6 protein-coding genes and 1 tRNA gene are annotated in these 13,805 nt (G+C 71.9%); 5 read left to right on the top strand and 2 right to left on the bottom strand.

The window, feature by feature from the left end; genetic code table 11:
• Window positions 1-4 precede the first annotated feature (4 nt).
• From FR742_RS03675 to FR742_RS03665, 3 genes are read left to right on the top strand one after another with little or no spacing between them, the layout of a single operon-like run.
• The gene (locus FR742_RS03675) at window positions 5-9,451 is read left to right on the top strand and encodes a hypothetical protein (RefSeq protein WP_148029600.1); all 9,447 of its coding nucleotides are present in this window, start codon (window positions 5-7) and stop codon (window positions 9,449-9,451) included.
• A 52-nt stretch (window positions 9,452-9,503) separates the two neighbouring features.
• A complete protein-coding gene (locus FR742_RS03670) occupies window positions 9,504-10,028 on the top strand; it encodes a hypothetical protein (RefSeq protein ID WP_148029599.1) in 525 nt (174 codons plus the stop codon).
• Entirely contained in the window at window positions 10,021-10,551 is a 531-nt protein-coding gene (locus tag FR742_RS03665) for a hypothetical protein (protein WP_148029598.1), read from the top strand. Before FR742_RS03670 ends, FR742_RS03665 begins: the two co-directional genes overlap by 8 nt.
• Before the next feature lie 58 nt (window positions 10,552-10,609).
• Here FR742_RS03665 and FR742_RS03660 read toward each other — a convergent pair.
• Window positions 10,610-10,683 (bottom strand) — tRNA-Lys (locus FR742_RS03660).
• Window positions 10,684-10,783: 100 nt separating this feature from the next.
• On the opposite strand from FR742_RS03660, the gene FR742_RS03655 reads away from it, so the two are divergent.
• Together FR742_RS03655 and FR742_RS03650 are read left to right on the top strand one after the other, a co-directional pair.
• Window positions 10,784-11,617: a MoxR family ATPase gene (locus tag FR742_RS03655; protein WP_148029597.1), complete on the top strand. Its 834-nt coding sequence runs from the start codon at window positions 10,784-10,786 to the stop codon at window positions 11,615-11,617.
• Window positions 11,617-12,969: a VWA domain-containing protein gene (locus FR742_RS03650; protein ID WP_148029596.1), complete on the top strand. Its 1,353-nt coding sequence runs from the start codon at window positions 11,617-11,619 to the stop codon at window positions 12,967-12,969. The genes FR742_RS03655 and FR742_RS03650 overlap by 1 nt, the downstream gene beginning before the upstream one ends.
• Before the next feature lie 18 nt (window positions 12,970-12,987).
• Here FR742_RS03650 and FR742_RS03645 read toward each other — a convergent pair whose 3' ends face one another.
• A complete protein-coding gene (locus tag FR742_RS03645) occupies window positions 12,988-13,752 on the bottom strand; it encodes a nuclease-related domain-containing protein (protein WP_148029595.1) in 765 nt (254 codons plus the stop codon).
• Window positions 13,753-13,805: the final 53 nt, after the last annotated feature.

The following is a 13,805-nucleotide window of genomic DNA, read 5'->3' as shown; positions in this document are numbered from 1 at the left end:
CGGCGTGGCGGTCAACGGCGGCCCGACCAATCCCACCGCACCGGGCGGCGGTGGGCAGCCGAGCGTGTCGGCCCTGGTCACCATCAACAGCGACGTCCAGCCCGTGTGGGAGACCGAGGCACTGCCCGACTGGGTGGTCAACTGGCTGATCCCCATGCTGTCGGCCGGGCAGAAGTGGCCGGAGGCCAGCGAGAGCGGGCTGTCGAAGCTGGCTCACGCGTACGGTGACCTCGGCACGACCGCCGTCGGCAGCACGCAGGACGCGGGCACCGCCGCCCGCACGGTCGCCACCGGCTGGAACTCGCCCTCCACCGCGGAGTTCGTCTCCAGGGCCCAGGTCCTGTACGGAAACGAGGGCGGGCTCGCCGGGGTGTCGGCGAACGCGCACGCGTACGGGCAGCAGGCCAACAACTTCGCCGTCGAGACCCAGTACTCGAAGCTCTCCATCAACGTCGCCTTCTGGGTGACGGTCGTGGCCATCGCCATCGCCCTCGTCGCCGCGTTCTTCAGCGCCGGGTCCACCACCGCCATCATCGGACCGTACGCGGCGGCGGCCCGCGCGGCCATCAGCCGCATCCTCGTCAGGCTGGCCACCGTGGGCGGCAGGTCGCTGACCGCGTCCCGGCTGGCCAGGGTGACCACGCTCAGCGGCGCCACCGGCCGGGGCGTCATCGCCAGGCTGCTGGCCACCTCGCTCGGCCGGGAACTCGTCGAGGAGATCGGCGAGGAGTTCTTCATCGACGCCGTCGCCCAGTACCAGCAGATCCGGATGGGCACCCGGCAGGAGTGGGACTGGAAGAAGTCGCAGGCCGCGGTCATCGGCGCGGGTGCGGGCGCGGTCATCGGCACCCGGCTGTCCGGGCCGGTGTCCCGGGTGACCGGCTCGGTGCCGGGCTTCGCGGGGCGCGCGCTGACCACCGGCGCGACGAACATGATCGCCTCCCCGGTCGGCAGTTTCTTCGCCAACGGCGCCGTCTACGGGCAGTGGCAGAACCCGTTCACGGCCGAGTCCATGATGGGCGGGTTCCTCGGCGGCGCCGGGCGTGCGGGGTCGATCAGCCCGTTCAATCCCGACGTCTACTCCGCGCTGGCCAACCCGGTGTCCACGCTCGCCTCCGCGTACGACTCCGCCGCGCGCACCGACGCCGCCCGCATGGGCGGCGACCCGCCCGCCGGGCCCACGACCGGTGGCAATCCGTCGAACAACGGGCCCTCCTCCGACAACCAGCCCGCCGGGCAGGCGCCCGTGCGCGGGGGCGACCCCGGGTCCGCGCGGACGAGCACCGCGCCGGGCCAGGGCGGGACGACCCGGTCCACCACGTCCACGGCCACCCTGCCGGACACCGACACGACCACGAACCGGCGCGCCTCCGCCCCTTCGAACCCCGACGACCGGCCCGAGCAGCCCGACCGTCCCGCGCGCCCCGACCAGGACACCGACCAGCCGTCCCCGGACACGTCCGAACCTTCCGCGCGCACCACCCGCACGACGGACCAGCCGTCCCAGGACACCGACACGCCGTCCCCGACCGATTCGACCGGGCAACCGTCCCAGGACACGAGTACGGCGGAGCAGCCGTCCCAGAACGCCCGCACGACCGACCAGCCGTCCCAAGACACCGGCACGCCCTCCCCGACGACCGATTCGGACGGGCAACCGTCCCAGGACACCGGCACCGACGGGCGGACCGTTCAGGATCCTTCGGACGGCGCCACGACGACGGCTCAGGCGCCGGACGGCGGCACCACGCAGACCGGCGCCGCCGCCCCGACGTCCCCGGCCACCGGGACCGCTCCCGCCACCGGCCCCGAGCAGGGCACTACCTCCAACGGCGCGGGCGTGTACCAGAGCAAGCCGGGCACGGTCACGTCGCGGCCGGTCAAGGACACCCGGTACGTGCCCAGCGGCCGACAGGGCCCCGACATGACGCTCGACGACGTGCGGGCGGCGACCCAGGAGCTGGCCACCCAGTACTTCCGCGACGGCACCGTGACGGGCTTCACCTGGTCGCAGGACGGCAGCACACTGGCGGTGCACACCACCACGGACGGCACCCAGTACTTCCGCCCGGTCATCGGCCGCCTGTCGAGCGACGGCCTGATGGCCGAGACCGTGGTCAGGAAGCAGTCGAGCAAGAGCAACCCGCACGAGGTCCGCTTCAACCCGAACGTCACGAACGACCAGCTCTCCAGGGTCTGGCTGCACGAGATCACCGACACCCTGCAGAAGCTGCGGTCAGACGGCCGCAAGGGCTTCCTGCGGCGCCGCAAGGCCGAGGCCCGCCGCGACCACTGCGTGACCGCCCGCCTCAACGAGATGGCGCTGCTGTCCGACAAGTGGCACAACGCCCCGACGGCGCAGGAGCAGCGACTGCTCGCCATCGACATCGAGGGCGTGGCCCAGGAGCTGCGGAAACACGGCCAGACCCCGCTCGCCCGGCCGTGGGCGCCCACGCAGGCCACCCGGAAGCGGCACGCGCCGCCGTTACCGCAGGGACGCCTTTCCGACGACGACGTCCGAGAGCTCATCACCACGCTGGCCAAGGCCAAGCAGGAGCTCCAGCTCCAGATCACGGCGAAGGAGACCAGCGCCGCCGAGGCACGCGAGGCGGCGCTCAAGGCCACCGCGGACGCCCGGAAGGCGCTGCGGCAGCACGATTCGGGCCGGTTCGAGCGCGCCCGGCAGGCACGCAAGGAGAGCAGGAACCACCGGGCCACGCAGCGCCGGCACCTCCGGGTCGCCAAAGCGTACGAGCGGGCGCTGAGCCGGGCCGAGCAGGCCGAGCAGACGTACGCGCGGCTCCTGGCGGCGCGGCAGCAGCCGCTCCGGCCCAACCAGCACGGGGTGCCGAGCGTGTCCAGGCGCACCAGGCGGCTCGAGGGCGCGGTGCTGACACGGCACCAGCGCTACCTCGACGCCCTGGCCAGGGCGCTGCCGCAGCCGGCCTCCCTGTCCACCGCGATGCCGGCGGGCACCCTCGCCCACCTGAACGCCCTGACCGACACGGTCAACGACATGCTGGCCCGCAACGGGGCGCGGCACCGGTTCACCCCCGACGAGCTGGAACGCGCCGTACGGGCGGACTTCCACCGGATAGTCTCCCCCGACGGCCTGGTGCTGCGCGTGGGCCGGGGCGGCACGGCGGCGGAGCTCAGGATCAAGCTCACCCTCGCCGACCTGGTCGAGGTGCTCGACCCCGGCGTCAAGGCGTCGGAGATGATGGTGGGCCTGTTCTTCCAGGCTGCCCGGACGGTCTCCGCAACGCAGACGGCCAGCGTCGGCGGCTCCGCCGGGTTCAACACCAAGAGCCTGGCGAAGGCCCTGCCGGAAGGCGATCTGGCGTCGGCGCTCCAGCTGCTGGGCATCGCCCTCGGCAGCTCCGGCGGGCACAGCCAGTCCTCGACCGGCGGCGCCGGCATGTACGCGCAGTGGGGTTCCGTCGCGGACAACCGGAGCGAGTCCCTGCTCTTCGACGCCGAGGCCAAGTGGACCGTCGAGATCCGCACGGCGCGGGAGCGCGGCTGGCGGGAAGCCACCGAGGTGACGTCCGGCGCCCCCGGGGACCCCGCCGCCCAGCGCCTGTGGGTCTCGCACTCCTACACCGACCAGCCGCCGAGAAGGCTGACCCGGATCGACGAGAGCCTGCGCGACCCGAAGGCCCCCAACCTCGTGGTCAGCGACATGCCCGGCCTAGAGGACATGTTCGACAAGATCGCGGAGGAACTCGGCGGCGACTACGCCAAGATCGGTGAGGACACCCGCGCGAGCCTGCACGGCTTCGTCACCGCCGAGCTGCCCCACCGGTTGCGGGACGCGGTCAACGGGGGGATCGAGCGCGTCTTCACCGTCGACGGGCGGCCGCACGCGCGGGTGCGCGCGGAGAGCAAGATCATCCTGGTGGAGAGCGAGGTGCTCGGCGGCTCCACGGCCGAGGAGTGGGAGGAAGAGGTCCTCGTCGACTTCGTCGCCACGTCCGGCGGCGCGACCGCCAGCAGGTCGATCGGCGGAGAGGTCTCGGCCTCGATCGGCCACGAAGGGCTGGAGGACCTCGACGGGCCCGGTGACTACAGCCCGAACCTCGGCCCGAAGGCCAAGGGCTCCGTGGGCGGGTCGCGGTCGTCCTCGTCGACGGCCAACAGGCAGGCGATCCATCCGAGCGTGCACAGGAAGATCAGCCCGAAGCAGGGCTACCGGCTCATGGTGGAGACCACGTTCACCGTGGAGAAGTACGGTGAGGACCCGGTCACGCTGGACCCGATGCGCGGCAAGGTGACCGCGAGCATGCGGGAGTCGGCCGCCTACCGGTACGGCCTGCCGGTCGACCAGGCGGCGCTGGTGCTCCGGAACGGCCGGCCGGTCACCGACGCGAACGGGAACCCGGTGCTGCGGGGCGACCCGAACCAGGACCCGCCTCCCGGCCGGAAGCCCGAGCTGCCCCGCTTCATCGGCCACGGCCCCGGGAAGATGCGCGGCGCGGGGCCCGCCCTCGTCCAGGAGATCGACGGGCTGGACCGGTTCCGGCAGAAGGTCATGGACCAGCTCGCGGAGGAAGGACTCATCCCGAAGATCGTCGACGGCAAGCCGAAGTACGCCTCCGGCAAGCTCGCGCGCGACGCCCAGATCCTCAACCTGCAGGAGGTCACCAAGCAGCTGTCCGACAGCCGGATCAGGGGCGCGTACGACTCGCTCGCGCAGGACGGCATCGTCTTCGACCTGGTGAAGCAGGGCGTCAACAGAGCGCCCGAGCATTTCTCGCTGAAGATCTCCCTGGAGCAGGACTTCGACCGGGGAACCACGTACATCGGGCACACGGAGTCCGAGACGGTGGTCAATCTCGAGATCAGCTCCGACACCGTGGCCCGGGCCCTCTCCCTGGTGAGGAACTGGGGCGTCGGCGCCTCCTTCGGCCTGAGCGACGGCCCCCCGGAGGGGCAGAACGGCATGTTGAACGAGTTCGGCGCCGGATACGACTTCGCGAGGACGCTCGCGCACGGGCTCAGCGTCGGCGGCACGAACAACGAGGTGCTTCTCTACGAGAGCAAGGGCCCTCTCGGGATCTTCCAGCAGGCGGGCGACCTGAAGGCCGAGCTCCTGCACGGCGGCGAGACGACCACGCTGACGTCCGACCGCACCTCGGCCAAGCTGCTGTTCTCGGCCGATCTCATGCCGCCGGACACCGAGACGCCGCCCGCGACGCTCGGCAACGTGTCCCCGGAGGCGCGGGCCAAGATGAGGCTGCTCCACCTGGACGTGCCCGATGTGTGGCGCGCGGCGCGCGAGGTGCTGCCCCGGGGGACGCGCGAGGACTCCCCGGCGTTCCACAAGATCTTCTCGCTGCTGAACGTGCGCCATCTCGTCTCGCACGCCAAGTTCCTGAACGGGCCGATCGTCTCCGACCTCATCGTCCGCGGCCAGGGCATGCCGTCGCGGTCGTCGCTGTCGGTCTCGGGCGAAATGGGCCAGGCCACGGTCGTGGGCATGGTCGACCAGGTGTACGGCGACATCCTCTTCGGGCTCGGCAGCGCCGGCGTGTCCTGGGGCGGGACGTCCGGCCACACCACCGGCAGCTCGTCGAAGGTCGGCGACGTCGATGACGGCGGCAAGAGCAGCGACAGCGGGTCGACCGCGCCCGGCCGCTCCAGCGGCACCTCCGAGTCGACCGCTTTCACCAACATCTGGGGCACGGAGGAACTCCTCATCGAGTTCGGCCGCCAGTACGTCATCCAGGCGCCGGTGGATCTCACGCTCACCGGTTCGGAGACCGCGGCGCCCGGGCTGCCGGGCGCCGACGTCACGCTGCGCACGAACGCCGCCCCGGCCCAGGGCACCGGGCTGTTCACGATCTCCGAGTACGACGCGCTGGTCCTCTACATGGAAGGCAAGCTCGACCTGCCGCCCCGGCTGGTGAGCGACGCCATCGAGCGCCTACGCAACGGCAGCCTGCCGCTGGACGCCGACGTGGCCGTACCTCTGGTGCAGAAGTATCTGCTGGACGTCGCCCGCGCGCGGAGCGCCGGGGAGGACGTCGGCTACGCCGACCGGCACACGCCGACGGCGCTGCTCGACACGATCAACGAGCTGACCGGGCTCGGGGAGAACCCGAACTCCCCGAACGCCGACAAGGAGCAGCAGCTCCAGAATGTGCTGAGCGAGGCGATCGACCTCATCGAACGCTCCCGCGACGTCGTGCTGGCGCCGTCGTTCGACATGGCGACGGGCATGTCACTGGTGGAGTCGATCACTCTGACCGACGAGCAGGGCACGGTGATCTCGTCTCGCGAAGCGGTGGAGGCCGCCATCCTGGCTCAGGAGCCCGAGGCGGGGGACCGTATCCAGAACGAGCAGGATCTGGACACCGACTTCTCCGAGAACTCCATCAGGATCCACCTCGACGACGCGTGGTCCCGCCGCGGCTTCGAGCGGAGTTACGCCCTGCGGGCCGACGATCCGTCGAAGCCGCCGGAGGAGCTGACGGTCAAGTACCGGCTGATCCCCATGGATCCCGCGGATTCGCGGAGGGCCAAAGCTCTCACGCACTCGAAACTCTCGGGGATCATCAAGCAGCTCTACGCCTACATCGACCGCACCTTCTCGCGGTCCCGGACGGTCTCCTACGCCGCGGGCCTGAATTACAACGGCAGCGACGACGGCCAGGGCGACGGCGCCGGCCTCGCGACGGACCGGGGCCATACTTACACGCACTCCGTCAACACGCAGAACACCCGCCTGAACCGGATCGGCCTGTTCTTCGGGAACAACCGGGTCCGCCAGGACGACATGATCGCCGTCGTCCAGGTCTCCCGGCACCGGGTGGGTGACGAGCCGGACTTCGGCCCTGCGGTCGTGCTCGACGCGTCGCTGGTGCGGCGGGTCCCGACCGGCATGATCATGTCCGCTGACCGGGACCCGGGGCCGATCTCCACCGCGCCCGACCCCCGGCAGGCGGAGCTGCGGGCCGGGATGGTCCCGGCGGCGATCTGGGAGGATCCGGCCAAGCCCGACCTGTTCGAAGTGATCACCAAGCAGCTGTCGAAGATGGTGGGCGCCAAGACCGTCCGGGCACAACGGTCGTATCTGGTCAACCGCCTGGCGCGATCGGCCCTGCTGCCCGCCTTCGAGCGGATGTCCGGGCAGGTCGGTGACGTGATAGAGATTCCCGGCAGCCACGCCCGGAACAAGGCCGCACAGGTCACCGTCCACGCCCGCACCTCGGACCTCACCATCGTCGCCGGACCGTTCGACGGGGAGAAGGGCCAGGTCAACAGGCAGGCCGAGTCCCACAACGTCTCCATGTCCCGCAGCCGGGTCATGCCCGTCGGCGCCAACGTCAACGGGAGCAACGAGGATTCCGGCCTGAACGGCGGCATGCGCGGCGGCGAGCAGGTGTCCGAGACCGTGAGCGACCATCACGGCGCCCGGCGCGAGCGCAGCAGCTTCGAGAAGGGCGCCCTGTACATCGTCCGGTTCAGGGTGGACTTCGACCTCACGTTCGAACGGGCCAAGCGGGCTCCGGGCCAGGAGCAGGACACCACCGGCAAGCCCGTCCACATGCCGAGCGCCGCGAACGGCCTGGTGGACGTGGTCCTCACCGGGGAGGAACTGGAGGAGCTCATCCACCGGATGGAGTCGAACGTACGGCTCGCTCCCGCATTCGATCCGGACACCAAGTCGCAGCGATTCGTTCCGGATGACTCCCGCCGTGGGCTGATCCAGGTACTGCAGGCCGCGCGTCTCGCCGCCCGCGACCGGGGCGTTCCGGTTCGCGTGAGGATCCGCGAGCAGGGCACCATGCACGATCACGTGGCCGCCCCCGACGGTTCGGTGCACAGCATGACCCCGGACAAGGCCGAGTTCGCCGCCGCGTTCGCCACCCTGCCTCCCGCCCTGCTGGACGCCGCCGACCAGGCCGGCCTCCAGCTGCACCAGGCGTTCCTGACCTCGCGGCTGCGCGCCCCGTTCGTCCAGCAGGTCAGGGCCGCGTTGAACGAGCGGGGCTTCTTCATGGCGGAGGCCTCGAAGCCGATCTGGCCCGCCGACGTCCGCAAGCCGCAGTCCCCCGTGGGCGGCAGCGTCGCCCAGGGCTGGGCCGGCGGCGCCTCGCCCTCCCCCGCGATCGAGGGCACGGTCTTCGACCGGGCGGCCCGGCCCGACGGGACGCCCGACCTCACCCTGGAGGAGGCGCGCGGGCAGGACCTCACCGTGCACGACCTGGGCGGCGCCGCCGCGTACCTGTCCTGGACGGCCGGCGACCGGCTGACCGTCCAGTTCCCCGCCGCGCCCGACCAGCACGTCCGGGTGGTGATCGAGGACCCGGGCGCGGGGCTCAACGGCTCCACCGAGGTACGCGCGGGCACGCCGGAGGACCCGCACGTGATGCGCCTATGGCAGCGGACGCACCCGGACGTGGTGTCGTCGATCATGGTGCACGAGCTCTCACACGTCGCGCAGGCCGTCACCGCGGCCGCGGCCGGCACGCCGCAGGGCGTGGTCAGGCCGTCGTCGCCGGACCGCGAGGGCGACGACCTGTGCCTGCTCCCCCGCCTGGACGAGCACGTCCACCTGGCGCGCCGGTGGCACGCGGCCACCGACCCGGCCGTCCGCGGGCGGCTGGCCGACGCGATCGACGCCATCGCGGACGACCTCGAACGCCGGGGCCACACGCCGCCCCCGCCGCCCTGGGGCACGGGCCCGCGCGACGCCGCGCCCGAGCAGAACCGGATCGCCAGGCTGCTCAGCGGCGGCCCGGCGGCGGACCCCGCCCTCGCGGCGGCGCATCGGCTGTCGCTCCCGGAGACGGCCGCGGTCGCCGCCGTCCAGCGCGCCGCGGCCGCCATGGACGCCCGGGTCCACGTCCGCGCGCCCGGCCGCCTGGACATCGTCCTCCCCGGCCGCCCGCCCATCCCCGTCGAGATCCATCCTCCGGGGTCCGCCGTGCCCGAGCAGCGCCGCGCGCCCGAGCAGGGGGCGCTCACGTTCCAGGTGGACGCGCGGCTCACGATCGGGGCGAACGAGCGCGCCGCCGCCGCGGCGACCGCGCAGGCGATCGCGCGGGCCAGAGGGCAGGCGGCAGCGGACCAGGCGGCCCTGGCGGAGCTCTACGAGGCCGTACGGCAGGTGCGGGCGGCCACCACGGCGCAGCGGCCCGGCCGGTTGGGCGTGCTGTTCGACCTGGTCAACGCCCACCCGGAGGTGCTGCGGCTGGTACCGGAACCGGTGGCGGCCGAGCTGGCGACGCTCGCGGCGGGCGACCGGCCCCGCGACTGGCCCGCCCACCTGCAGCGCTTGCGCACGCTCGCCAACACCACCGGCTGGCTCCCGCCGGACCAGGCGTGCCAGTGCCCGGACGGCGAGCCGTGCACGTGCGGCCGCGGCGGAGGAACCCAGCCGGACGTGCCCGGCGATACCGTCATCGCTCCGGAGCAGGTGACGGCCGGCACGGTCCGGGCATGAGCCGGACGCCGGAGTTCCGGCATCATGGGGAATCCCGAGCGAGAGGACGGTCATGACGTTCGCGGTGGCGAGGACGAGGGACGAGGCCCACCTCTATCTCGATCTGCACCCGTGCGCCTGCGGGTCGGTGGAAACCTCCTGGCAGAGCGGGCTGGTCAGCGTGGACGGCGGGCTGGTCAACCGCTACCACGGCACGTGCGAGGCGTGCGGGACACCCCGGGAGTACGTGTTCGGCCTGCCGGAGCGGCCCCTGATGCCCGCCGGTTATCCGACGTTCGGCGGGGAGGAGCCGTCGGAGCTGCTCGACGCGGGCGAGTGGATGTGGGTGGCCGACCTGTCGGCGGGCAACGTGCCGACGGACGACCCGGCCGAGGCGGAGCGCACGCTGCGGGTCGCGGCGGCGGCCGTGGCGGAGGTGGTCAAGTTCGTGCCGCCGGGCGCGGACGAGGTGCCCGACGACGGGTTCTGGTCGGAGCGGGGGCAGCGGATGCGGGCGCAGGAGCCGGGCCGGTTCCAGCTCGACCGGCTGCTGGTCGTGCGGGACACCTACCAGGGGCTGGTGGAGCGGTATGCCTGAGCGGAAGCGCGCCCGCACGCTCGTGGAGGCGTACGTGTACCTCGACCTGGCCGGCGGCTCGCGCGACGCGACCACCCAGGAGACGGCGGACGGCTGGGTGGTGCGCCTCGGCGGGGCGGAGGTGCTCGTGCCCCGCGAGTCCGAGGCGCGGGCGAGGGAGCGGGACCTGGTGTTCGGCGCCGGGGTGTCGGAGCTGATCGACCCCGGCCAGTGGGTGCTCATCGCGACCACGTACGCGCGCCGGGCGATGGAGGGCGCGCTGTACTCCGCCGCCGACCCCTCGGACGCCCGCAAGCACGACGAGGTGGCGTCGGGCTGGCGGTTCGCCGCCGAGGCCCTGGAGGAGGCACTGAAGTTCTTCCCCGACGGCGCCGCCGAGCTCGAATCGGAGGAGTTCTGGACGGAGACGGGCAGGTCGCTGCGCGCGTCGGAGCCCGACCGGGTCACCAGGGCCAAGCTGGAGAAGGACCTCGCCTTCTACCACCGGAGCCTGGACGACTTCCTCCGCCTGCACGGCCGCTGAGACGACGACAAGCGGAAAGCCCCGGCCCACCATGGTGAGCCGGGGCTTTCCCGTCGAGTACGCCGCCAGGGACTCGAACCCCGGACCCGCTGATTAAGAGTCAGCTGCTCTGACCAACTGAGCTAGCGGCGCTTGCGGGGATGAATATACCGGCGATTCGCATGCTGGTCGAATCGGTTGGACGCGGACATCTCCGGCTAGAATAAAGTTCGGCCACCAGACAGGAGCATCGATGTTCGCATCCCCCGCCGACGTGACCGAGCGGCTCACCGCCGTCGACTATCTCTCCGACGACGCCATCTCCACCTCGGTGTTCCTGGCCGCCGCACTCGGCAAGCCGCTGCTCGTGGAGGGCCCCGCGGGCGTCGGCAAGACCCAGCTGGCCAAGGCCGTCGCCCAGGCCACCGGGTCCGCCCTGGTCAGGCTCCAGTGCTACGAGGGCCTGGACGAGGCGCGGGCGCTGTACGAGTGGAACTACAAGAAGCAGCTGCTGCGGATCCAGGCCACCAGCGCCGACGACGACATCTTCACCGAGGAGTTCCTGCTGGAGCGGCCGCTGCTCAAGGCCATCAGGGCCGAGGAGCCGACCGTGCTGCTCATCGACGAGATGGACAAGGCCGACGTCGAGGTCGAGGGCCTGCTGCTGGAGCTGCTGTCCGACTTCCAGGTGACGATCCCGGAGCTGGGCACGATCGTCGCCAGGCGCAGGCCGTACGTGGTGCTGACCTCGAACGCCACCCGCGAGCTGTCGGAGGCGCTCAAGCGGCGCTGCCTCTACCTGCACATCGAGTACCCGACACCCGAACGCGAGCGCGACATCGTGCTCGCGCAGGTGCCGTCGCTCCCCGCCGGCGTGGCCGAGCAGCTCGCCCGCACGGTGGCGACGCTGCGCGCGCTGGAGCTGAAGAAGGCGCCGTCGGTGGCCGAGACCGTCGACTGGGCCCACACGCTGCTGGCGCTCGGGCGGGGCGACCTGGACGAGGAGACGGTGGCGGAGACCTTGGGCGTGGTGCTCAAGCACAACTCCGACCACGAGCGTGCCGTCAAGGAACTCGGGCTGGCCTGATGTCGCTCGTCGACAGGCACATCGGATTCGTGCACGCGCTGCGGGACGCCGGGCTGCCCGTGTCGCTGGCCGAAGGGCTGGACGCGGCGCGGGCGCTACAGGTGATCGACCTGGTCGAGAGGGAGTCGCTGCGCGAGGCGTACGCGGCCACGCTGGTGAAGAAGCCGGCCAACCGGCCCGGCTTCGACGTGCTGTTCGACCTGTGGTTCCCGCCGACGACGAGCGGCCTGCGGCAGCGTGAGGACGTCGACCTGGACCAGGCCCCGGTCCCCGAGCTGCGCGAGCACCTGGCCGGGCTGCTGATGGACGGCACGGAGAGCGAACTGCGCGCGTTCGCGCGGGCCATGGTGGGCCGTTTCGGCAGGCAGGAGGCGCGGCCGGGGCGGCAGAACTGGTTCTCCTACAGCGTGCTGCGCGCCCTGTCGCCCGAGACGCTCATGGCCGGCATCCTGCGCGAGGTGCTGGCCGGGCAGGAGCGCGGCGGGCTGGCCGAGAAGACCGCCCGGCAGCGGGTGAACTCGGGCATCAGGCGGTTCGAGGAGGCGGTCTCCGCCGACGTGCGCCGCCGCATCGCCGAGGACTCCGGGATCGAGAAGATCGCCCGCTCGGCCGTGCGGCCGCCGCTCGACCAGCTCGACTTCCTCCGCGTCACCAAGGCCGACCTGGCCCGGCTGCGCCGCGAAATCCATCCGCTGGCCCGCAGGCTGGCCGCGCGGCTGACGATCAAGCACAGGAAGGGCAGGCGCGGGCGGCTGGACTTCCGCCGCACCGTGCGGGCCTCGCTGCAGAGCGGCGGCGTGCCGATGGACACCCATTTCAAGCCGCCCCGGCCGCACAAGCCCGAGCTGGTCATCCTCTGCGACACCAGCGACTCGGTGTCGTCGTTCGCGCACTTCACGCTGCTGCTCACGTACGCGCTGCGGGAGCAGTTCACGAAGGTGCGGGCGTTCGGGTTCGTGGACACCGTGGACGAGATCACCCGGTTCTTCCAGCCCGGCGCCGACGTGCTGGACGCGATGAGCCGGCTGGCGACCGAGGCCGACATGGTGCGCTTCGGCCGCACCAACTACGGTCACGCGCTGGAGACGTTCGCCGAGCGTTACGGCGACGCGATCGGCCCGAAGAGCTCCCTGCTCATCCTGGGCGACGCCCGCTCCAACTACCAGCCGCCCGCCCTGGAGGTGCTGAAGTCGCTGGCCGGCCAGGCCCGCCACGCGTACTGGCTGAACCCGGAGCCGCGCCGCCAGTGGGACACCGGCGACTCGATCGCCACCGACTACGGCACGGTGGTGCCGATGCACGAGTGCAGGAACGTGGCCCAGCTGACCGCGTTCATCGAGGACATCGCCTGACCCGTCGCCGGCGGCGGGTCAGACGCGCTGCAGCTCGCGGGCGGCGGTGCGGGCCAGCAGCTCGATCTGCGCGGCGTCCAGCAGGGCCTTCTGGTTGGCCTTGATGTGCCTGGCCACCAGGCGCGGCTTGAGGAAGGTGACGCCCTCGGCCGTGAGCGAGCCGCCGCGCGGCAGCATGCCGCAGTGGACGGCCATCAGCGGGCTGATGGAGATCTGGATGCCGGTCTCGCGGCCGAGCAGCTCGGCGAACGCCTGCGCGGCGTCGCACAGCGGCTTGGCCGTCTTCGTGCCGTACTTCTCGCCGAAGAACAGCCGCCCGTTGTAGGAGGCGATCTCGGTGTCGGGGCTCCACGACTCGTTGTCGACGATCCACACCCCGCCCGGCCCGATCACCAGGTGGTCGATGGACGCCTGGTCCCTGATGGCGCGGCCGTCGAGCACGCGATAGCCCTGCCTGCCGAGTGAGCGCCGCAGCAGCCGGCCCGTGATGGCCTCGCCGCGCCGCCTGCCCCGCCAGACCGCGGTGGCCCGGAACGCGCGCCAGTCGAGCCACCAGTCGATGCCCGCGACGACGCCGCCGAGCGCGACGGCGTAGAGGACGGGCGCCGGAAGGGCGAACCGGAGCGCGATCGCGAACCCGGCGACGGCTCCCACCGCCGCCTTGACCATGCGGGAGCGGCGCCTGCTCTGGGCTCCCTCCCGCCAGAACTTCTCGTACCACCACTGCGGAGACGATCCTGTGAATTTCTCGTCCTGCTGCACGTAGATAGAGCCACCGGGCACGGCAAACTCCCCGAATGAAGATGTCGTGAAACCACAGGATCTGCTACGCCGAA

Origin of the sequence: Nonomuraea sp. C10 (assembly GCF_008017515.1) — a bacterium.
Taxonomy (GTDB): Bacteria; Actinomycetota; Actinomycetes; order Streptosporangiales; family Streptosporangiaceae; genus Nonomuraea; species Nonomuraea ferruginea.
This window is presented reverse-complemented; position numbering and strand designations above follow the sequence as displayed.